This window comes from Streptomyces sp. Ru73 (genome assembly GCF_002920575.1).
In the GTDB taxonomy this organism is placed as follows: domain Bacteria; phylum Actinomycetota; class Actinomycetes; order Streptomycetales; family Streptomycetaceae; genus Streptomyces.
Map to the genome: position 1 here is coordinate 18,550 of NZ_PQSQ01000042.1, position 21,609 is coordinate 40,158.

At 70.2% G+C, this 21,609-nt stretch carries 15 protein-coding genes; 12 read left to right on the forward strand and 3 right to left on the reverse strand.

Features of this window, described 5'->3' with window-relative positions:
- Positions 1 to 264 precede the first annotated feature (264 nt).
- From metH to C3486_RS19290, 4 genes are all read left to right on the forward strand, one after another.
- A complete protein-coding gene (gene metH / locus C3486_RS19275; protein WP_103833974.1) occupies positions 265 to 3,777 on the forward strand; it encodes a methionine synthase in 3,513 nt (1,170 codons plus the stop codon).
- 196 nt (positions 3,778 to 3,973) lie between these two features.
- The gene (locus tag C3486_RS19280; RefSeq protein WP_103833975.1) at positions 3,974 to 4,675 is read left to right on the forward strand and encodes an HAD family phosphatase; all 702 of its coding nucleotides are present in this window, start codon (positions 3,974 to 3,976) and stop codon (positions 4,673 to 4,675) included.
- A gap of 374 nt (positions 4,676 to 5,049) precedes the next feature.
- The gene (locus C3486_RS19285; protein WP_103833976.1) at positions 5,050 to 6,657 is read left to right on the forward strand and encodes an ABC transporter substrate-binding protein; all 1,608 of its coding nucleotides are present in this window, start codon (positions 5,050 to 5,052) and stop codon (positions 6,655 to 6,657) included.
- A 130-nt stretch (positions 6,658 to 6,787) separates the two neighbouring features.
- Positions 6,788 to 8,374: an ABC transporter substrate-binding protein gene (locus C3486_RS19290; protein ID WP_103833977.1), complete on the forward strand. Its 1,587-nt coding sequence runs from the start codon at positions 6,788 to 6,790 to the stop codon at positions 8,372 to 8,374.
- Positions 8,375 to 8,476: 102 nt separating this feature from the next.
- Here C3486_RS19290 and C3486_RS19295 read toward each other — a convergent pair whose 3' ends face one another.
- Together C3486_RS19295 and C3486_RS19300 are read right to left on the reverse strand one after the other, a co-directional pair.
- The gene (locus tag C3486_RS19295) at positions 8,477 to 9,148 is read right to left on the reverse strand and encodes a response regulator transcription factor (protein ID WP_103833978.1); all 672 of its coding nucleotides are present in this window, start codon (positions 9,146 to 9,148) and stop codon (positions 8,477 to 8,479) included.
- Positions 9,145 to 10,116 (reverse strand): RecB family exonuclease, encoded by a 972-nt coding sequence (locus C3486_RS19300; RefSeq protein WP_258052865.1) that lies wholly within the window; start codon positions 10,114 to 10,116, stop codon positions 9,145 to 9,147. Before C3486_RS19300 ends, C3486_RS19295 begins: the two co-directional genes overlap by 4 nt.
- 135 nt (positions 10,117 to 10,251) lie before the next feature.
- Here C3486_RS19300 and C3486_RS19305 point away from each other — a divergent pair, with 135 nt between their 5' ends.
- From C3486_RS19305 to C3486_RS19320, 3 genes are all read left to right on the forward strand, one after another.
- Complete coding sequence (locus tag C3486_RS19305) at positions 10,252 to 11,901, forward strand: site-2 protease family protein (protein WP_258052866.1); 1,650 nt, start codon at positions 10,252 to 10,254, stop codon at positions 11,899 to 11,901.
- 527 nt (positions 11,902 to 12,428) lie between these two features.
- A complete protein-coding gene (locus C3486_RS19315) occupies positions 12,429 to 13,430 on the forward strand; it encodes a tRNA (adenine-N1)-methyltransferase (RefSeq protein WP_258052867.1) in 1,002 nt (333 codons plus the stop codon).
- 471 nt (positions 13,431 to 13,901) lie between these two features.
- Positions 13,902 to 14,507 carry a hypothetical protein gene (locus tag C3486_RS19320; RefSeq protein ID WP_103833979.1) on the forward strand — a complete coding sequence of 202 codons (606 nt, stop codon included), beginning with the start codon at positions 13,902 to 13,904 and terminating at the stop codon, positions 14,505 to 14,507.
- A gap of 530 nt (positions 14,508 to 15,037) precedes the next feature.
- Here the strand turns inward: C3486_RS19320 and C3486_RS19325 are convergent.
- Positions 15,038 to 15,331 (reverse strand): ferredoxin, encoded by a 294-nt coding sequence (locus C3486_RS19325; RefSeq protein WP_103833980.1) that lies wholly within the window; start codon positions 15,329 to 15,331, stop codon positions 15,038 to 15,040.
- A gap of 252 nt (positions 15,332 to 15,583) precedes the next feature.
- On the opposite strand from C3486_RS19325, the gene arc reads away from it, so the two are divergent.
- From arc to prcA, 5 genes are all read left to right on the forward strand, one after another.
- Entirely contained in the window at positions 15,584 to 17,350 is a 1,767-nt protein-coding gene (gene arc / locus C3486_RS19330) for a proteasome ATPase (protein WP_103834004.1), read from the forward strand.
- A gap of 273 nt (positions 17,351 to 17,623) precedes the next feature.
- Positions 17,624 to 19,135, forward strand: a complete 1,512-nt coding sequence (dop, locus tag C3486_RS19335; protein WP_374936896.1) for a depupylase/deamidase Dop — start codon at positions 17,624 to 17,626, stop codon at positions 19,133 to 19,135.
- A 216-nt stretch (positions 19,136 to 19,351) separates the two neighbouring features.
- Positions 19,352 to 19,570, forward strand: coding sequence for a ubiquitin-like protein Pup (locus C3486_RS19340; RefSeq protein WP_030252037.1), 219 nt, complete (start codon positions 19,352 to 19,354; stop codon positions 19,568 to 19,570).
- A 316-nt stretch (positions 19,571 to 19,886) separates the two neighbouring features.
- Positions 19,887 to 20,732, forward strand: a complete 846-nt coding sequence (prcB, locus tag C3486_RS19345; protein ID WP_103833982.1) for a proteasome subunit beta — start codon at positions 19,887 to 19,889, stop codon at positions 20,730 to 20,732.
- A 76-nt stretch (positions 20,733 to 20,808) separates the two neighbouring features.
- The gene (gene prcA / locus C3486_RS19350; RefSeq protein ID WP_103833983.1) at positions 20,809 to 21,585 is read left to right on the forward strand and encodes a proteasome subunit alpha; all 777 of its coding nucleotides are present in this window, start codon (positions 20,809 to 20,811) and stop codon (positions 21,583 to 21,585) included.
- Positions 21,586 to 21,609 lie beyond the last annotated feature (24 nt).

A 21,609-nucleotide genomic window follows, 5' to 3' on the forward strand; every position in this document is an offset into this window, starting at 1 on the left:
CCAAACGATATCGGTCGATGCCGACCCCGGGGGAGTGGGCCGCGCATCGCACCATGATCACGCCCGGTCCGGCGGCGCGCCCACCGCCCCGCACGCCGGCGGGACCCGCACGGCCCCGTGCCGCCTGCCCCGGACGAGTACCCCCGCCGTCCCACGCCGTGGGACGGCCGTCACGGGAAGGTGTCCGGCGGTTACCCTGACCCGGTGCGCCTTCGTACTGGAAGACGCAAAGCCGACAGCCGTCGCAACCACGGGAGCAGCTCCATGGCCTCGCACACGCCTACGACCACACCCTCCGCCCGTATCGATGCCTTCCGCGAGGCGCTCGCCTCGCGCGTGGTGGTCGCCGACGGAGCCATGGGCACCATGCTCCAGGCCCAGGACCCCAGCCTGGAGGACTTCCAGCAGCTGGAGGGCTGCAACGAGATCCTCAACCTCACCCGCCCCGACATCGTGCGCTCGGTGCACGAGGAGTACTTCGCGGTCGGGGTGGACTGCGTGGAGACCAACACCTTCGGCGCCAACCACGCCGCGCTCGGCGAGTACGACATCCCCGAGCGGGTCTTCGAACTGTCCGAGGCCGGCGCCCGCATCGCCCGCGAGGTCGCCGACGAGTTCACCGCGAGCACCGGACAGCAGCGCTGGGTGCTGGGCTCGATGGGCCCCGGCACCAAGCTGCCCACGCTGGGCCACGCGCCCTACACCACCCTGCGCGACGCCTACCAGCAGAACGCCGAGGGCATGATCGCCGGCGGCGCCGACGCACTGCTGGTGGAGACCACCCAGGACCTGCTGCAGACCAAGGCCGCCGTCCTCGGCGCCCGCCGCGCGCTGGAGGCCACCGGCACCAACCTGCCGATCATCTGCTCGGTCACCGTCGAGACGACCGGCACGATGCTGCTGGGCTCGGAGATCGGCGCCGCGCTCACCGCGCTGGAGCCGCTGGGCATCGACATGATCGGCCTGAACTGCGCCACCGGCCCGGCGGAGATGAGCGAGCACCTGCGCTACCTGGCCCGCCACTCCCGCGTCCCGATCTCCTGCATGCCCAACGCGGGCCTGCCGGTGCTGGGCAAGGACGGCGCCCACTACCCGCTGACCCCCGGCGAGCTGGCCGACGCGCAGGAGACCTTCGTCGCCGAGTACGGCCTGTCCCTGGTCGGCGGCTGCTGCGGCACGACGCCGGAGCACCTGCGCCAGGTCGTCGAGCGCGTCCGCGGCGCAGCCCCGACCGCGCGGGACCCGCGCCCCGAGCCGGGTGCGGCCTCGCTGTACCAGACGGTGCCCTTCCGGCAGGACACTGCGTACCTGGCGATCGGCGAGCGGACCAACGCCAACGGCTCGAAGAAGTTCCGCGAGGCCATGCTGGAGGGCCGCTGGGACGACTGCGTGGAGATGGCCAGGGACCAGATCCGCGAGGGCGCCCACATGCTCGACCTGTGCGTCGACTACGTCGGCCGGGACGGCGTCGCGGACATGACCGAGCTGGCCGGCCGGTTCGCCACCGCCTCCACGCTGCCGATCGTGCTGGACTCCACCGAGGTCGACGTCCTGCAGGCGGGCCTGGAGAAGCTGGGCGGCCGCGCGGTGATCAACTCGGTGAACTACGAGGACGGCGACGGCCCCGACTCCCGCTTCGCCAAGGTCGCCGCGCTGGCCCGCGAGCACGGCGCGGCACTGATCGCGCTGACCATCGACGAGGAGGGCCAGGCCCGCACCCCGGAGAAGAAGGTCGAGATCGCCGAACGGCTCATCGACGACCTCACCACCAACTGGGGCATCCGCGAGTCCGACATCCTCATCGACACCCTGACCTTCACCATCTGCACCGGTCAGGAGGAGTCCCGCAAGGACGGCCTCGCCACCATCGAGGCGATCCGCGAGCTCAAGCGCCGCCACCCGGAGGTGCAGACCACCCTCGGCCTGTCCAACATCTCCTTCGGCCTGAACCCGGCCGCGCGCATCGTGCTGAACTCCGTCTTCCTGGACGAGTGCGTCAAGGCCGGGCTGGACTCCGCGATCGTGCACGCGAGCAAGATCCTGCCCATTGCGCGGTTCGACGAGGAGCAGGTCACCGCGGCGCTGGACCTCATCTACGACCGGCGCCGCGAGGGCTACGACCCGCTGCAGAAGCTGATGGCCCTCTTCGAGGGGGCGACGGCGAAGTCGCTGAAGGCCGGCAAGGCCGAGGAGCTGGCGGCGCTGCCCCTGGAGGAGCGGCTGCAGCGGCGCATCATCGACGGCGAGCGCAACGGTCTGGAGGAGGACCTGGACGAGGCGCTGCAGACCACCCCGGCGCTGGACATCGTCAACAACACCCTGCTGGCCGGCATGAAGGTCGTCGGTGACCTCTTCGGCTCCGGGCAGATGCAGCTGCCGTTCGTGCTCCAGTCCGCCGAGGTCATGAAGACCGCGGTGGCGTACCTGGAGCCGCACATGGAGAAGGTGGAGGGCGACGAGGGCAAGGGCACCATCGTGCTGGCCACCGTCCGCGGCGACGTCCACGACATCGGCAAGAACCTCGTGGACATCATCCTGTCCAACAACGGCTACAACGTGGTCAACCTCGGCATCAAGCAGCCGGTCTCCGCGATCCTGGAGGCCGCCGAGGAGCACAAGGCCGACGTCATCGGCATGTCCGGGCTGCTGGTGAAGTCCACGGTGATCATGAAGGAGAACCTGGAGGAGCTGAACCAGCGCAAGATGGCGGCCGACTTCCCCGTCATCCTCGGCGGCGCGGCCCTCACCCGCGCGTACGTCGAGCAGGACCTGCACGAGATCTACGAGGGCGAGGTCCGCTACGCCCGCGACGCCTTCGAGGGCCTGCGCCTGATGGACGCCCTCATCGCCGTCAAGCGCGGCGTGCCCGGCGCCACCCTGCCCGAGCTCAAGCAGCGCCGGGTGCCCAAGCGGGACACCGCCGAGCTGGAGGTGGAGGAGCCCGAGGGCTCGGTGCGCTCCGACGTGGCCACCGACAACCCGGTCCCCACCCCGCCGTTCTGGGGCACCCGCGTGGTCAAGGGCATCCAGCTCGCGGACTACGCCTCCTGGCTGGACGAGGGCGCGCTCTTCAAGGGCCAGTGGGGCCTGAAGCAGGCCCGTACGGGTGACGGCCCGACGTACGAGGAGCTGGTGGAGACCGAGGGCCGGCCGCGGCTGCGCGGCTGGCTGGACCGGCTCCAGACCGACAACGTCCTCGAAGCGGCCGTGGTGTACGGCTACTTCCCCTGCCACTCCAAGGGCGACGACCTCATCCTGCTCAACGAGGACGGCACCGAGCGGACCCGCTTCACCTTCCCGCGCCAGCGCCGCGGCCGCCGGCTGTGCCTGGCGGACTTCTTCCGTCCGGAGGAGTCCGGCGAGACCGACGTGGTCGGCCTCCAGGTCGTCACCGTCGGCTCGAAGATCGGCGAGGAGACCGCCAAGCTCTTCGCGGCCGACTCCTACCGCGACTACCTGGAGCTGCACGGCCTCTCCGTCCAGCTCGCCGAGGCCCTCGCCGAGTACTGGCACGCCCGGGTCCGCGCCGAGCTGGGCTTCCAGGGCGAGGACCCCGCCGAGATGGAGGACATGTTCGCGCTGAAGTACCGCGGTGCCCGCTTCTCCCTCGGCTACGGCGCCTGCCCGGACCTGGAGGACCGCGCCAAGATCGCGGACCTGCTGCAGCCGGAGCGGATCGGCGTGGAGCTCTCCGAGGAGTTCCAGCTCCACCCGGAGCAGTCCACCGACGCCATCGTCATCCACCACCCGGAGGCGAAGTACTTCAACGCGCGGTAGCGCGGTGGGCCGGACCGGCCGTCCGGCCGGTCCGGGTTCCGGCGGGGCCCGAAGCCGGGAGTCCGGTCGGGCACCGAAGCGTACGGACCGGCACAGTCGTACACTTATCGGTCCGGTAGCGGCCGGTCGTCTTTCCCGCAGGAGAGGCGACCGGCCCTTTTGTCCCTCCAGGGACCCCTGCAACGGAGGTGTACGGATGACCAGCAGCATCCCCGCCGTCGGCACCCGAACGGCCGAAGGCTCCACCCTCCAGGCCGTCTTCCTCGATCTGGACGGCACCCTCGTCGACACCGAGAACTTCTGGTGGGAGGCGGAGGCCGAGGTCTTCGCCGATCTCGGGTACGTCCTGGACGAGGCGCACCGCCAAGTGGTGGTCGGCGGCCCGATGAGCCGCAGCGCCTCGTACCTGATCCAGGCCACCGGCGCCACGATCGCGCTCGCCGAGCTGACCACGCTGCTCAACGCCCGGTTCGCCGAGCGGATCGCGCGCGGGGTGCCGCTCATGCCGGGCGCCCGCCGGCTGCTCGCCGAGCTGGCCGCGCACCGGGTGCCGACCGCGCTGGTCTCCGCCTCGCACCGCGACATCATCGACCGCATGCTCGACTCGCTGGGTGCGGAGCACTTCCACCTCACCCTCGCGGGCGACGATCTCCCGCGGACCAAGCCGCACCCCGACCCGTACCTGACCGCCGCGGCGCGGCTCGGCGTGGACCCGGCGCGCTGCGCGGTGGTGGAGGACACCGTGACGGGCGTGACGGCGGCCGAGGCGGCCGGTTGCCGGGTGGTGGCGGTGCCGTCGCTGCTGCCCATCGAGCCAACGCCCACGCGCACCGTCGTCGGGTCGCTGGAAGAGGTCGATCTGCCTTTTCTGCGGTCGCTCATCACGGAAAAGGGATGACCGGGCACTGAGCGTCGCGGACGGAAAGCGGGAAGGGACGCTGAGGAGCGGGCCGCTCATTTTCCGTGACTAATGCTTCCGCTGAATTCCCATGCTGCCGGTTGCATTATGATCCGTGACGTTTATCACGCGCCCGGCTCTCGACAAGCGGCGGAACGGGCGTTCCAAGGGGGTGAGGCGGAGGGTTCGGCGAGGGTAAGTGTCCTGATTGGTGAGTCAGCGTACGAATCGTTCCGGTGTCCGGATATCGGTCACCCCGGGAGCGTTATCCCGGCGTGATATGCGCTCAACTCTGCTGTGTCACAGACCCGCTGACCGTTCCTACTAATGTCGACGCGAGCAACACCTCTGCGCTGATAAGGAACCTGCCGACGATGAATCGCAAGACCTTGGTGCTGCCGGCCCTGGTCGGCCTGCTCGCCCCTGCACTGGCCGCCTGCGGCAGCAGCGACAGTGCAGGTGGGGACGGTAAGGCGATCGTCGTCGGTACCACCGACACCATCGAGGCGTCCAAGGCGGCACCGGCCCCCTTCGACCCCGTGCAGACCTACGACGTCGGCGCCTGGAACGTCCTCCGCGGCACCTTCCAGACCCTGATGCGGCTGCCCCGCACCGGCACCGCACCGGTCCCCGAGGCGGCCCGCTCCTGCGGCTTCCGCGACACGCAGAACGAGCAGTACCGCTGCACCCTCCGCGACGGCCTGACGTTCTCCAACGGCGACTCGCTCACCGCCGCCGACGTGAAGTTCTCCGTCGACCGGATGCTGCGCATCAACAACGCCAACGGCCCCGTGTCGCTGATGAACAACATCGACACCGTCGAGACCGCCGGCCGGCACGAGGTGGTCTTCCACCTCAAGAAGCCCGACGCGACCTTCCCGCAGAAGCTCGCGACCCCGGCCGCCGCCATCGTCGACCACAAGGTCTATCCGCGCAACGCCCTCTACAAGGGCTTCGACCTGGTCGGCTCCGGCCCGTACAAGCTGGCGGCCGAGCACAACGGAAACCGCGTCACCAAGGCCGTCTTCACCCGCAACCCCGAGTACAAGGGCGGCATCGACCCGCAGAACGACAAGGTCGAGATGCGGTTCTTCGACGACTCGGACGCCATGGAGAAGGCGCTCCGCAAGGGCGACATCGACCTGATGAACCGCAGCCTGTCGCCGCAACAGGTCGAGGGCCTGCAGAACTCCCGCGACTCCCACGTCGTGCTCCAGGAGATGCCCGGCCAGGAGATCCGCTACCTCGCCTTCGACACCGACGCGCCCGCCGTGCGCAACAAGGCCGTCCGGCAGGCCGTCGCGCAGATGGTCGACCGCCCGGCCCTGGTCCGCGACGTCTACGCGCACACCGGCGACCCGCTGTACTCCCTGGTCCCGACCGGCCTCACCGGCCACATCAACTCCTTCTTCAGCAAGTACGGCAATCCCGACCCCGCCGAGGCCAAGAACATCCTGCGGCGCGCGGGCATCCACACGCCCGTGAAGCTCACCCTGGCCTACACCGAGCACCACTACGGGTCGATCACCAAGGACGAGTTCCAGGAGCTGCGCAAGCAGCTGAACAAGGACGGCGTCTTCGACGTGACACTCAAGGGCGTGGACAGCTGGCAGCAGTTCCGCGAGGACTCCGCCAAGCAGAAGTACCCGGTCTGGGGCATGGGCTGGTACGCCGACATCCCCGACGCCGACAACTACCTCGCACCCTTCATCGGCAAGGGCAACTTCCTCGGCTCCCCGTACCGCAACCACACGATCGAGGACCAGCTGATCCCCGCCACCCGGCAGCAGGCCGACCGCAACGCCGCCGCCGGCAGCTTCAAGAAGGCACAGAACATCGTGGCCGACGACGTTCCCGTCCTCCCGCTGTGGCAGGGCAAGCAGTACGTCGCCGCGCGCGACGACATCACCGGCGTGGAGTGGGCGCTGAACTCCTCCTCCGCGCTGCAGATCTGGGAATTGGGCCGCGGCGTCGCCGACTGACGCCCGAGCAACGGCCGGCCGGCGCCCCACCGGGCACCGGCCGGCCCGCCCGAAGAGCGAGCCGCTCGCTCTCATCGGCCGACGGCCCCGTCGGCAGGCAACCGCGACACCAACTGTGAGGAACGCGCACGTGAGGAAACGTGACCAGCTGCTCGCCGTCCCCTTGTGTGCGGGGCTGGCCGCAGCCCTGCTTGCCGGGTGCGGCTCGGGCGACGACGAGGGTGCCGGGGTCGGTGAACCCGTGGTCATGGGCATGACTGACGCCATCAAGTCGATCGACCCGGCGTCCGGCTACGACCCCGGCTCCTGGCTCCTGTTCAACAACGTCTTCCAGTCCTTGATCAGCTTCCCCAAGGGCAGCACCACGCCCCAGCCGGAAGCCGCCAAGAGCTGCACCTTCACCGACACCAGCAGCCGGGTCTACCGCTGCATCCTCAAGGACGGGCTGAAGTTCAGCAACGGGGACGCGCTCACGTCCAAGGACGTGAAGTACTCCTTCGACCGCACCCTGCGGATCAACGACAAGGACGGCCCGGCCGTCATGCTCGCCGGCCTGGACAAGATCCAGACCCCGGACGACAAGACCGTCGTCTTCCACCTGAAGAAGCCCGACGCGACCTTCCCCATGAAGATCGCCTCTGGTGCCGGCTCCATCGTCGACCGCAAGGAGTACCCGGCCGACAAGCTCCGCACCGACGGCAAGGCCGTCGGCTCCGGCGTCTACAAGCTCAGCAGCTACAACGACGAGCAGGCCCGCTTCGCGGTCAACCCCTCCTACAAGGGGCCCGCCAAGGTCAAGAACTCCGGCATGACCATGAAGTTCTTCGACTCCCAGACGGCACTGAAGGACGCCGTGCAGGGCGGCAAGATCGACCTCGCCTACCGCGGCCTCGCCAACAAGGACATCGCCGGCCTCGACCAGGCCGTCGACAGCGGCCACACCCAGGTCGTCGAGGGCGACAGCGCCGAGGTCATGCACCTGGTCCTCAACACCAAGGACCCGGTCACCGGCAAGCTCGGCGTCCGCAAGGCCATGGCGTACACCATCGACCGCGCGGCCCTGGTCCGCGACGTCTACCAGCGCACCGTCGAGCCGCTGTTCTCCATCGTCCCGGCCGGCATCACCGGCCACACCACGGCCTTCTTCGACACCTACGGGTCCCGCCCGCAGCGCGACAAGGCCGAGGCGGCGCTCCGCTCCGCCGGCATCCAGGGCAAGGCCAAGCTCACCATCTGGTCCACCCCGACCCGCTACGGCCCCGACACCGACGCGGCGATGCAGGAGATCGCGAAGCAGCTCAACGCCAGCGGCCTCTTCGACGCCAAGGTCAGGAGCGTGCCGATCGAGCAGTACGAGAAGGGCGTCGCCGCCGGCAAGTACGGCGTGTACGTCAAGGGCTGGGTCCCCGACTACCCCGACCCCGACAACTTCACCCAGCCGTTCTTCGGCAAGGGCAACGTCCTGAACAACGGCTACGACTCGCCGCGGATCACCCGCCAGCTGCTGCCCAGGACCGCCGCCGAGCCCGACCGCGGCGCCACCAAGAAGGACTACCGCGAGGTGCAGCAGATCGTCGCCGACGAGCTGCCCGTCATCCCGCTGTGGCAGGGCAAGCAGTACGCCGTCGCCCGGGACACCGTCTCCGGCCTGGAGTGGACGCTGGACTCCTCGACCGTCTTCCGGTTCTGGGAGATCAGCAAGAGCTCCGAGGACTGAGCGGCCCGGAGGACGTGAAGCAGTGAAGGCCCGGCGCGGGGGACCGCGCCGGGCCTTGCTGCTGGGACGGCGAGCCCGGCGGCCGTGCGCCGGGCCGCCGGCTCACTGCGCGCCGGGGCGCACCAGCCCGCTCTCGTACGCGTACACCGCCGCCTGCACCCGGTCCCGCAGGCCCAGCTTCGTCAGCACATGGCCCACGTGCGTCTTCACCGTCGTCTCGCTGACGAACAGGTCCGCCGCGATCTCCGCGTTCGACAGGCCGCGGGCCACCAGCTTGAGCACCTCCACCTCGCGCTCGGTGAGCGTGCCCAGCGTGTCCGGCACCGGCTCCTCGCCCGACGGCAGATGCGTGGCGTACTTGTCCAGCAGCCGACGCGTGATGCTCGGCGCGAGCATCGCCTCGCCGGCCGCCACCACCCGGATCGCCTGCACCAGCTCGTTCGCCGGGGCGTCCTTCAGCAGGAAACCGCTCGCGCCGGCCCGCAGCGCCTCCACCACGTACTCGTCCAGGTCGAACGTGGTCAGCACCAGCACCTTCGCCGGGCCGTCCTTCTCCGGGCCCGTGATCCGGCGGGTCGCCTCCACCCCGTCCATCCGCGGCATGCGGATGTCCATCAGCACCACGTCGGGCTGCAGCGCCCGCACCTGGTCCAGCGCCTGCATGCCGTCACCGGCCTCGCCGACGACCGCGATGTCCTGCTCCGCCTCCAGGATCATCCGGAAGCCGGTACGCAGCAGCGGCTGGTCGTCGACCAGCAGGACGCGGATAGTCACGAACTCTCCTTCGATTGGCCTGCCGCCCCATTCTGCCCTGCCGCCACGTCTCCGGGCTGCGGCGCGGGGATCACCGGAAGCACCGGCCCGGCGGGCGCTGCGCCCCCGTCGGCGCCCTCGGCGCCCGGCGCCAGCGGATACGGCGGGGGAGTGCCGCCGAACTCCGGGCACACCGCCTGGTGGTCGCACCAGTTGCACAGCTTCGTCGGCCGCGGCCGCCAGTCGCCCGAGTCCGTCGCCCGCTGGATCGCGTCCCACAGCGCCAGCAGCTTGCGCTCCACGCCCCGCAGGTCCGCCTCGGTCGGGTCATACGTCAGCACGTCACCGCTGCCCAGATAGACCAGCTGCAGCCGGCGCGGCAGCACGCCCTTCAGCCGCCACACCACCAGGGCGTAGAACTTCATCTGGAAGAGCGCGCCCTCGGCGTACTCCGGACGCGGCGCCTTGCCCGTCTTGTAGTCCACCAGGCGCACCTCGCCCGTCGGCGCCACGTCCACCCGGTCGATGAAGCCGCGCAGCCGCAGCCCCGAGTCCAGCACCGTCTCCACGTACAGCTCGCGGTCGGCCGGCTCCAGCCGCGTCGGGTCCTCCAGCGAGAACCACCGCTCCACCAGCGTCTCGGCCTCCGCCAGCCAGCGGGCCAGCCGCTCGCCCTCCGGATCGTCCGCGAACAGCTCGGCCAGCTCCGGGCGCTTCTCCAGCAGCTTCGCCCACTCGCCCGGCACCATGGACCGCGCGCCCGTCGCCGTACGCTCGGCGGCCGGCGCGTCGAAGAGCCGCTCCAGGACCGCGTGCACCACCGTGCCCCGGGTGGCCGCCTCGCTGGGCTTCTCCGGCAGCTTGTCGATCACCCGGAAGCGGTACAGCAGCGGGCACTGCATGAAATCGCTCGCGCGGGAGGGCGACAGCGCCACCGGGCGCGCCGCGGCCGGCGCAGCCCCTACGGCCTTCTCGGTGCTCGTGTCCATAGCCCTAGACCCTACGGCCCGCCACCGACAACACTCCGCATACCATCGACGGCGGACCGCTTCGCCCTGCATGATCGTGGTATCGCACCGGTCACGCCGGCCAGGGCGAAGGCCGCACATCGACGAGGGGACACCGTGGACGAGAGCGGGAAGCCGCAGGGCCCGCAGGACGCCCAGGAGTCCGCCGCCGCACCCGAGCCCGCCCAGGACGGGGGCCCGGAGCCCGAGAGGGACGCCTCCGACAAGGGCGAGCCGAGCGCCGTACCGGAGAGGGGCGTACCCGAGAAGAGCGCCGTACCGGGGGCCGCCGTACCCACGAAGGACGCACCCACGAAGGACGTACCCGGAAAGGACGTACCCGAGAGGGTGACGGAGACGGCACCGGAGACGGCGCCCGAGGAGGGGCTGGAGACGGCCGGGGGCGCCGCTCGGAGCGCCCCGGAGGGTGACCCCGAGGGCGGGACCGGCGGGACGGGGGGCGACGCCCGCGGGGCATCGGCGCCCGACGCGTCCGCTCCTGGCGGGGCCGCGCCCGGTGGGACTACTCCCGGCGGTGGGCCCGCTCCCGGTGGGGCGCAGCGCCGGTCCGCCGTCACGCCCGGGTCCGTCGACGGCGCCGCCAACGGACGCCGGGGGATCGGCGGCGGCATCCTCATGGGCAAGCCCTTCGGCGTGCCCGTGTACGTCGCCCCCAGCTGGTTCCTCGTCGCCGCCCTCATCACCTGGGTCTTCGGCGGCCAGCTGGAGCGCGTCCTGCCCGAGCTCGGCGCCGCCCGCTACCTCGTCTCCCTCTTCTTCGCCGTCGCCTTCTACGCGTCCGTACTGGTGCACGAGCTGGCGCACACCGTCGCCGCGCTCCGCTTCAAGCTCCCCGTGCGCCGTATCCAGCTCCAGTTCTTCGGCGGCGTCTCGGAGATCGAGAAGGAGTCCGAGACCCCGGGGCGGGAGTTCGTCCTCGCCTTCGTGGGCCCGCTGCTCTCCCTCGTCCTCGCCGCGGTCTTCTACGGCGCGATGTACCTCGTCGAGCCCGGCACGGTCCCCGGCGTACTGGTCGCCGGGCTGATGATCTCCAACCTCATCGTGGCGATCTTCAACCTGCTCCCCGGCCTCCCGCTCGACGGCGGCCGGATGCTCCGCGCCGTCGTCTGGGCCATCAGCGGCAAGCCGATGACCGGCACCGTCGCCGCCGCCTGGGTCGGCCGCGCGCTCGCCGTCGCCGTCCTCGTCGGACTGCCGCTGCTCACCCACACCGGGGCGCTGGGCAACGAACGCCCCGACATCGGCGGCGTCGACTCCCTCAGCGACGCCCTGCTCGCCGCGATCCTCGCCGCGATCATCTGGACCGGGGCCGGCAACAGCCTGCGCATGGCCCGGCTCCGCGAACACCTCCCCGACCTCCGCGCCCGTACGCTCACCCGGCGCGCCGTCCCCGTGGAGCCGAGCCTGCCGCTCTCCGAGGCGCTGCGCCGCGCCAATGACGCGGGTGCCCGCGCCCTGGTGGTCGTCGACGGGCACGGCGTGCCCACCGCGGTCGTACGCGAGACGGCGATCGTGGCCATCCCCGAGCACCGCCGCCCGTGGGTCGCGGTCGGCGGCCTTGCCCAGGAGCTGAAGGAGGGCATGCGGGTACCGGCCGAGCTGGCCGGCGAGGACCTGCTGGACCACCTCCGCGCCACCCCGGCCACCGAGTACCTGGTCGTGGAGGACACCGGCGAGATCTACGGCGTCCTCTCCACCGCCGACGTCGAAAAGGCCTTCGTGGCAGCCATGGCCCGCCCGTCCTGAGGCGACCTGGGCCGCTGAGGGGGGCTCGCCGTCCTGAGGGCCCCGCCCGTCTGTTCTGTGGCCTCACCCGTCCTGAGGGGCACGGGCGGGGCGCACGGTCGCGCGGGCCGGTTCCCGCCCGCCCCTCCTGGGTAACCCCCGGCTGGGGGGACGGGGGTGTTCGACCGGCCATGTAGGCGCAGCGCGTGCGGCAGGCGCAGCGCCCGCGGCAGGCGCAGCGTGTGCGGTGGCCGCAGAGCCCGCGGCAAGCGCAGTGCGTGCGGTGGCCGCAGCGGCCGCGAGAGGGGCGCTGCCCGTGACAGGGGCGCTGCCGCGACAGGCGTACGGCCGCGGCGGGCGCACCGGCCACGTAGGCGCAGCGCCCGCGCCGGTCTCGTAGGCGGATCCTCTGCGGCAGGCGCAGGCGCAGGCGCCCGTGCTGGCCCCGGTCCCGGGGAGCCCGGCGCGTACGGCTGTCCGACCCGCCCCGGTGCGCCGCCCGACCCGCCCTGGTACGGAGCGGTCCGTGCGCCCGGTAGGCTGGTCACATGTCCGAACCGACCGGTGCCGCCCGCCGTCGCGGGCCCTTCAAGGTCGGGGACCAGGTCCAGCTCACCGATCCCAAGGGTCGCCACTACACGTTCACGCTCGAAGCGGGGAAGAGCTTCCACACCCACAAGGGAGCCTTCCCCCACGACGAGCTGATCGGCGCTCCCGAGGGCAGTGTTGTCCGTACCACCGGGAACGTCGCCTACCTCGCGCTGCGCCCCCTGCTCCCCGACTACGTCCTGTCCATGCCCCGCGGTGCCGCCGTGGTCTACCCCAAGGACGCGGGGCAGATCCTGGCGATGGCCGACATCTTCCCCGGCGCCCGCGTCGTCGAGGCGGGAGTGGGATCCGGGTCGCTCAGCAGCTTCCTGCTGCGCGCCATCGGCGACCAGGGCATGCTGCACAGCTACGAGCGGCGCGCCGACTTCGCCGAGATCGCCACTCAGAACGTCGAGCGGTACTTCGGGGGCCCGCACCCCGCCTGGACGCTCACCGTCGGTGACCTCCAGGACAACCTCTCCGACACGGACGTCGACCGGGTCATCCTGGACATGCTCGCCCCGTGGGAGTGCCTGGACGCCGTCTCCAAGGCGCTCGTCCCGGGCGGCATCCTGTGCGCGTACGTCGCCACCACGACGCAGATGGCCCGCACGGTGGAGGCCATCCGCGAGCACGGCACCTTCAACGAGCCGTCGGCCTGGGAGACCATGGTCCGCACCTGGCACGTCGAGGGCCTCGCCGTCCGCCCCGACCACCGCATGATCGGCCACACCGGCTTCCTGCTCACCGCCCGCCGCCTCGCGGACGGCGTGGAGCCGCCGCTGCGCCGCCGCCGGCCCGCCAAGGGCGCGTACGGCGAGGACTACACCGGCCCCGGTGGCCAGTCCGCGCCCGCCGAGACCCACAAGAGCCCGGCCCAGAAGCTGCGCGAGAAGAAGGCGCGCGAGCAGCAGGAGCAGGCCGCGGGCCAGGAGAGCGGCGGAGACACCACCGAGAGCTGACGTACGGGAGCCGGCGCCCGCCGCCGGTGGCCGCGCATCCGACGGGAGAGCCGGCGCCACGGGTGGCCGGCGCTCCGGTCCGGAGGCAGCCCTCTCCATCGCGTACCGAACCGAACGGCGCCGCCCGTGAGTTCCCCGCAGGGAACCACGGGCGGCGCCGACGCATACCCGGTGGCGTACAGGCCCCGTACCCGGTGGCGACCGCGCGGCGAACGGGCGGCGAACGGGCGCTCCGCGTGCCGGTCAGGCGGCTACCAGGGGCCACCGGGCGGCGGTGACCGCGGAATCATCCCGTCCGTGCCGTTTTCACCGGTACGGGAACCACCGGCGCGGCACCCGCGTTTCCAGGACAAGGGCCGAGTTCCTCAAGTTTTCTTCTTGGCCCGGACTTGTTGGTTCCGTGGCGGTGCGTCGTGTGGAACGATGCCCGGCAACCCCCACCGCCACAGCTCTTCCCAGGAGTTATCCCGCGTGCAGTCCTTGGCAGGTCCGGACCTTCCGCACACCAGCACGACCCCCATGCAGTGGCTCGCCACGGCGACCGCCGTCGCCGGCGTGGTCGCCCTCGCCTCCCTGGTCCAGCCCACTGCCACGGTCCCCACCGCCTCCGCCGCGACCTCGTCCGGCGCCCGGCCGGCCCCCGCGGCCACCGCCCCGGACGCCCGCGCCGCGCACTACCCCCTCGACTGCGGCCCCAACCCGGTACAGGTGACCGACAAGGTCTCGGGGGACCTCGACGGCGACGGCGGCCCCGAGACCGTCGCGGTGGTGCGCTGCAAGGCCGAGATGGGCACCCCGCCCAGCGGTGTGTACGTCCTCGCCACGCCCTCCGTGAAGGGCGCAGCGCCGCGCGTGGTGGCGACCCTCGTCGACCCCAGGGAAAAGATGAGCGTGCAGGACCTCGGGCTGACCGGCCGGGCCGTGCGCGCCACGCTGCTGGGGTACTCCGCCACCGATGTGCCGCGCTGCTGCCCCGACGTCCGCAAGGGCGCCAAGTGGCAGTGGCAGAACGGGAAGTTCGTCCAGAGCGAACTCCCCGCGTCGAATGGCGACGTCTCCGAGTCCCGAGGCGTCTGAGAGGCCCGGCCGTGAAGGCCCGTCGGTCGACGGCCGACGGGCGGCGGCATACGGGCGGGCGCTGCCGGTCATTGCCAGGCACCGCCCGGCCCCAGGCCGATACGGGCCGTCCCAAGCCCAGTACGGACGGTTGAAGCCCAGTACGGGCCGTAGAAGCACAGTACGGACCGTCGAAGCCCGGCACGGACCGTCCGAGGTTCGACAACGACCGGCCGGAGCCCGATAACGACCGGCCGGAGTCCGGTACACGTACCGGAAGAGGCCGCTACACGTACCGGCCGAGCCCGTACGGAACGCCCGCGCCCCGCTGCAGACCGGCCGTGGACCCGCCGGAAACCGGCCACGGACCCGTCAGAACCGGCCGTCGCCTGCCAGGAACCGCCCATGCCCCGCCGGAAACCGGCCATGGTCCACCAGGAACCGCCAGGCCCTGCTGGCAAACCCGTCACGCCCCGCGGACAGCCGCCCGCGACCGCCGGAGCCCGGCCCCGCCCCGCGCCGGCAACCGGTCGCGAGGCGTCCTCCCGCGGCTACTCCGCGTCCGGCCCGTAGACCTCCGTCTTGTCCGACACGCGGCGCACGTGGATGCAGTCGCCGGGGCACTCGTTCGCGGAGTCCCGCACGTCGTTGAGCAGCGGCAGCGGGACCGGAGTGGTGGCGCCCTTCTCCTGCAGCAGCTCGTCGTCGGCGCTCTTCACGTACGCCAGCCCGTCGATGTCGAGCTCGAAGACCTCCGGCGCGTACTGCGCGCAGATGCCGTCCCCCGTGCACAGGTCCTGGTCGATCCAGACCTCGAGCTCGGTGACTTCTTCCTGGGCGCTCATCTCGCCTGCCGTTCCCGCGTACGTTCCATCGTTGCCGACTAAGTGGTGCCACCCCTGACGGGTGTTGACCGTGTCGACGATACAACCGGTCGCTTTCGGATGTTGTCGGGTGGGTATCACCCCAGGGTGAGGACGTGCGCAAGGGTGAAGATCGGACACACCCCGACAGTCTTTTCGATCTAGGGGTTTCAACCTGCACCGGCCCAGGTAGGGTCAGGAAGCGTCCAGCTCCCCTTGGAGGAGGTGAGGACCGTGGCAGCCCACGACGACGACATCAACCGCGGCATCCGGCCGGGGCGGGGGTCTGACGACCCTGCCGGCCAGGTTGCCTATCTCGAGCAGGAGATCGCCGTCCTGCGACGCAAGCTCGCCGACTCTCCGCGTCACACGAGGATTCTCGAAGAGCGGATCGTCGAGCTGCAGACAAACCTGGCTGGCGTATCGGCTCAGAACGAGCGGCTCGCCAACACACTCCGTGAGGCCCGCGACCAGATCGTCGCGCTCAAGGAGGAGGTCGACCGGCTCGCTCAGCCGCCGGCCGGCTTCGGCGTCTTCCTGCAGGCGAACGAGGACGACACGGCCGACATCTTCACCGGAGGCCGAAAGCTCCGTGTGAATGTCAGCCCGAGCGTCGAGCTCGCAGAGCTCAGGCGTGGCCAGGAGGTCATGCTCAACGAAGCGCTCAACGTGGTCGAGGCCATGGAGTTCGAGCGGGCCGGGGACATCGTCACCCTCAAGGAGATCCTCGAGGACGGCGAGCGCGCCCTGGTCATCGGGCACACCGACGAGGAACGGGTGGTACGGCTCGCCGAGCCGCTGCTGGACGTCACCATCCGTCCCGGCGACGCCCTGCTGCTCGAGCCCCGCTCCGGCTACGTCTACGAGGTCATCCCCAAGAGCGAGGTCGAAGAGCTGGTCCTCGAAGAGGTACCGGACATCGACTACACCAAGATCGGCGGTCTGGGCGGCCAGATCGAGCTGATCCGGGACGCCGTCGAGCTCCCGTATCTCTACCCCGATCTGTTCAAGGAGCACGAACTGCGCCCGCCGAAGGGTGTCTTGCTCTACGGCCCGCCCGGCTGCGGCAAGACGCTCATCGCCAAGGCGGTCGCCAACTCCCTGGCCAAGAAGGTCGCCGAGGTGACCGGCAAGCCCGCGGGGAAGAGCTTCTTCCTCAACATCAAGGGCCCCGAGCTCCTCAACAAGTACGTCGGTGAGACCGAGCGGCACATCCGCCTGGTCTTCCAGCGGGCGCGGGAGAAGGCCAGTGAGGGCACGCCCGTCATCGTCTTCTTCGACGAGATGGACTCCCTCTTCCGCACCCGTGGCTCGGGCGTCAGCTCGGACGTGGAGAACACCATCGTTCCGCAGCTGCTCTCCGAGATCGACGGCGTGGAGGGCCTGGAAAATGTGATCGTCATCGGTGCCTCGAACCGCGAGGACATGATCGACCCGGCGATCCTGCGCCCCGGCCGGCTGGACGTGAAGATCAAGATCGAGCGTCCGGACGCCGAGGCCGCCAAGGACATCTTCTCGAAGTACCTCACGGACCGGCTGCCGCTGCACGCCGACGACCTCGCCGAGCACGGCGGATCGCCGAAGGCCGCGGTCAGCGCCATGATCCAGTCGGTCGTCGAGCAGATGTACGCGGAGTCCGAGGAGAACCGCTTCCTGGAGGTCACCTACGCCAACGGTGACAAGGAAGTCCTGTACTTCAAGGACTTCAACTCCGGCGCCATGATCGAGAACATTGTCGGACGCGCCAAGAAGATGGCGATCAAGGCCTTCCTCGAGCAGAACCAGAAGGGCCTCCGGGTCGCCCACCTGCTCCAGGCGTGCGTGGACGAGTTCAAGGAGAACGAGGACCTCCCCAACACCACCAACCCCGACGACTGGGCCCGCATCTCCGGCAAGAAGGGCGAGCGGATCGTCTACATCCGCACCCTCGTCACCGGCAAGCAGGGCGCGGACACCGGCCGCTCCATCGACACGGTGGCGAACACCGGTCAGTACCTGTAACACCGCTCACCGGCTGCGGATGTCCCAGGCGGGGCGTCCGCAGCCGGACGCATTTCCAGGGGTGGGACGCGCCCTGGAGGGGACCCGGCGGAACAGGGAAAACCGGACTGGAGCAATGACTGTAATGATCTCCCCAGCGCCGTTCCGGCGTTCTAGGCTCTTCGGTACCGCCGCACTACTACGTGCGGAAGCGGGGACCGCATACGGACCGGAAGCGCAGCGGTACTTGAGCGCCGACCCCAGCCGGGGGCGCCGCCGGGCAAGGAGGGCCGCATGACCGTACGGCGAGTAATGGGCATCGAGACGGAGTACGGCATCTCCGTTCCCGGCCACCCCAACGCCAATGCCATGCTCACCTCGTCCCAAGTCGTCAACGCCTACGCGGCGGCGATGCACCGGGCGCGCCGCGCCCGGTGGGACTTCGAGGAGGAGAACCCGCTGCGGGACGCCCGCGGCTTCGACCTCGCGCGCGAGAATGCGGACGCCAGCCAGCTCACCGACGAGGACATCGGCCTGGCCAACGTCATCCTCACCAACGGTGCGCGGCTCTACGTCGACCACGCGCACCCCGAGTACAGCGCCCCCGAGGTCACCAATCCGCGCGACGCCGTGCTGTGGGACAAGGCCGGCGAGCGCATCATGGCCGAGGCCGCCGAGAAGGCCGGCCAGGTCCCCGGCGCCCAGCCGATCCACCTCTACAAGAACAACACCGACAACAAGGGCGCCTCCTACGGCACGCACGAGAACTACCTGATGAAGCGGGAGACCCCCTTCTCGGACATCGTGCGCCACCTCACCCCCTTCTTCGTCTCCCGGCAGGTCGTCTGCGGCGCGGGGCGGGTCGGCATCGGCCAGGACGGCCACGAGCACGGCTTCCAGCTCAGTCAGCGCGCCGACTACTTCGAGGTGGAGGTGGGGCTGGAGACGACGCTCAAGCGGCCCATCATCAACACCCGCGACGAGCCGCACGCCGACGCGGAGAAGTACCGCAGGCTGCACGTGATCATCGGCGACGCGAACCTCTCCGAGATCTCGACGTACCTCAAGCTCGGCACGACGGCCCTGGTCCTCTCCATGATCGAGGACGGCTTCATCAATGTCGACCTCGCCGTCGACCAGCCCGTGCGCACCCTCCACCAGGTCTCGCACGACCCGTCGCTGCAGCACCTGATCACGCTCCGCAGCGGCCGGACGCTCACCGGCGTACAGCTCCAGATGGAGTACTACGAGCTGGCGCGTAAGTACGTCGAGGAGCGGTTCGGCGCCGACGCCGACGAGCAGACCAAGGACGTCCTCACCCGCTGGGAGGACGTGCTGGGCCGGCTGGAGAACGACCCGATGAGCCTGTCCGGCACCCTGGACTGGGTCGCGAAGCGGGAGCTCATGGAGGGCTACCGGCGCCGTGACAGCCTGGACTGGGACGCCGCGCGGCTGCACCTGGTCGACCTCCAGTACGCCGACGTACGGCCCGACAAGGGCCTGTACAACCGGCTGGCGGCGCGCGGCAAGATGCAGCGGCTGCTGACCGAGCCGGACGTGGAGACGGCGGAGATCAAGCCGCCGGAGGACACCCGGGCCTACTTCCGGGGCCGCTGCCTGGAGCAGTACGCGGACGACGTCGCGGCCGCCTCCTGGGACTCGGTGATCTTCGATCTGCCGGGCCGCGACTCCCTCCAGCGGGTTCCGACCCTGGAGCCGCTGCGGGGCACGCGGAACCACGTCAAGGAGCTCCTGGACCGCTGCCGCACGGCGGAAGACCTGGTGCGGGTGCTGAGCGGCGGCTGAGGCGGCGAGGGCGCGTACGGGCCGCTCACGGCCTGATGAGCGGCCCGATCGTGACCGATCCGGTCCCCGCCGGGCGGCTGAAAAGGCCGCCCGGCGGGAATCATCGAAGTGGGTCCCGAACGTTGAGGGAAAGTGCAGGGCCGATGTCGGACCCAGCTTGTAGGGTCTGATCTTGACAGTCACATCGAGCGGGGCGAACCGAGCGGGGTGAGGGATATGGCGACCAAGGACACCGGCGGCGGGCAGCAGAAGGCTTCGCGCAGCACCGAAGAGGTCGAGGAGCAGACCCAGGACGCTGAGGCGTCCGAGGACCTCAAGGAACGCCAGGAGAAGCTGTCGGACGACGTGGACTCCGTCCTGGACGAGATCGACGACGTGCTCGAGGAGAACGCCGAGGACTTCGTTCGCTCCTTCGTTCAGAAGGGCGGAGAGTGATCTCGCCTTCGTAACGAAGGCATTCAGTCGAGTTGGTCGGGGTGCCGGCCAGCGGTTGTGAGTCGGGGAGCTGCTCGCGGCGTCACCTTCGGACGCCGCGAGCGGCCTTCGCCGGCGCAGGACGACGCGTGGCCGAAGCAGCCCTCCCCGGCGGCGCAGCGGTACCCGCCTCAAGCCCCTGCCCGTGCATGAGAATCATGATCACGGGAGAGGTAAGGTCCGGGGCATACTGCTTCGACTTCTGTTCGGCACTAGGCAAGTTTCAGGGTGACCCCGACGTCGCGCGTCGGGCCATCGCATATCCGGAAGGAAACGTGTGGAAGCCAATACTCACAACACCGGGCGTCTACCGGCTGCCTTCCTGACGCCTGGGTCCTCCTCGTTCATGGACTTTCTCAGTGAGCACTCGCCGGAGCTGCTGCCGGGGAACCGGCCGCTGCCGCCCGTGCAGGGTGCGATCGAGGCGCCGCACGGCACGACGATCGTGGCGGCGACCTTCCCGGGGGGCGTCGTGCTCGCCGGTGACCGCCGGGCGACGATGGGCAACGTCATCGCGCAGCGGGACATCGAGAAGGTCTTCCCGGCGGACGAGTACAGCGCGGTCGGCATCGCCGGCACCGCGGGCCTGGCCGTCGAGATGGTCAAGCTCTTCCAGCTGGAGCTGGAGCATTACGAGAAGGTCGAGGGTGCGCAGCTGTCCCTGGAGGGCAAGGCGAACCGCCTCTCGACGATGATCCGCAGCAACCTGGGCATGGCCATGCAGGGCCTGGCCGTGGTGCCGCTGTTCGCGGGGTACGACCTGGACCGCGAGAAGGGCCGTATTTTCTCGTACGACGTGACCGGCGGGCGTTCCGAGGAGAAGGGGTACGCGGCGACCGGCTCCGGGTCGGTGTTCGCGCGCAGTGCTCTGAAGAAGCTCTTCCGGGACGACTTCTCCGAGGGCGAGGCGACGACCGCGGTCGTGCAGGCGCTCTACGACGCGGCGGACGACGACTCGGCCACCGGTGGTCCGGACATGGGCCGGCGGATCTATCCCATCGTCACGGTGATCAATGACGAGGGTTTCAAGAAGCTCACCGAGGACGAGGTCTCCGAGATCGCCCGTGCCGTCCACGAGCGGCGTATGGAGCAGCCCGACGGTCCGCGGGCCGCGCTGCTCTGACGTGACGACAGTGGATGACGGATCCGGAGGGGCTTTCGCCGTGAGAGAGCCATTGACAGAAAGGGACGGATAGCCGGTGTCGACGCCGTTCTATGTCTCACCCCAGCAGGCCATGGCCGATCGCGCCGAATACGCCCGCAAGGGCATCGCGCGTGGTCGCAGTGTTGTCGTCCTGCAGTATGCCGACGGCGTCGTTTTCGTCGCCGAGAATCCTTCCCGTGCACTGCACAAGGTCAGTGAGATCTATGACCGGATCGCCTTCGCGGCGGTCGGCAAATACAACGAGTTCGAGAACCTCCGGATCGGTGGTGTGCGCTACGCCGATCTGCGGGGGTACACCTACGACCGTGAGGACGTGACGGCGCGCGGGCTGGCGAATACCTACGCCCAGACGCTCGGCGCGATCTTCTCCAGTGCGGGCGAGAAGCCGTACGAGGTGGAGCTGCTGGTCGCCGAGGTGGGTGCCACCCCGGAGGACGACCAGATCTACCGGCTGCCGCATGACGGTTCGATCGTGGACGAGCACGGTTCGGTCGCGGTCGGCGGCAATGCCGACCAGATCAGCAGCTACCTCGATCAGCACCACCGGGACGGCATGACGCTGGGCGAGGCGCTGAAGCTCGCCGTTGAGTCGCTGTCGCGGGACAACAACGGCGGGGAGCGCACGCTGACCGCCGAGCAGCTGGAGGTCGCGGTGCTGGACCGCAAGCGGCCGCAGCAGCGGAAGTTCAAGCGGGTGCTGGGCCGTCAGCTGGCCCGGCTGCTGGAGGCGGACGGCGCTGCCGCGACGCCGGCCGCCGAGTCCGGCGAGGCCGGCGGCGAGGCCGAGGAGGGCTCCGACTCCGAGAGCTGAGCCGCGCTTCCGGCGTTCCGCGCC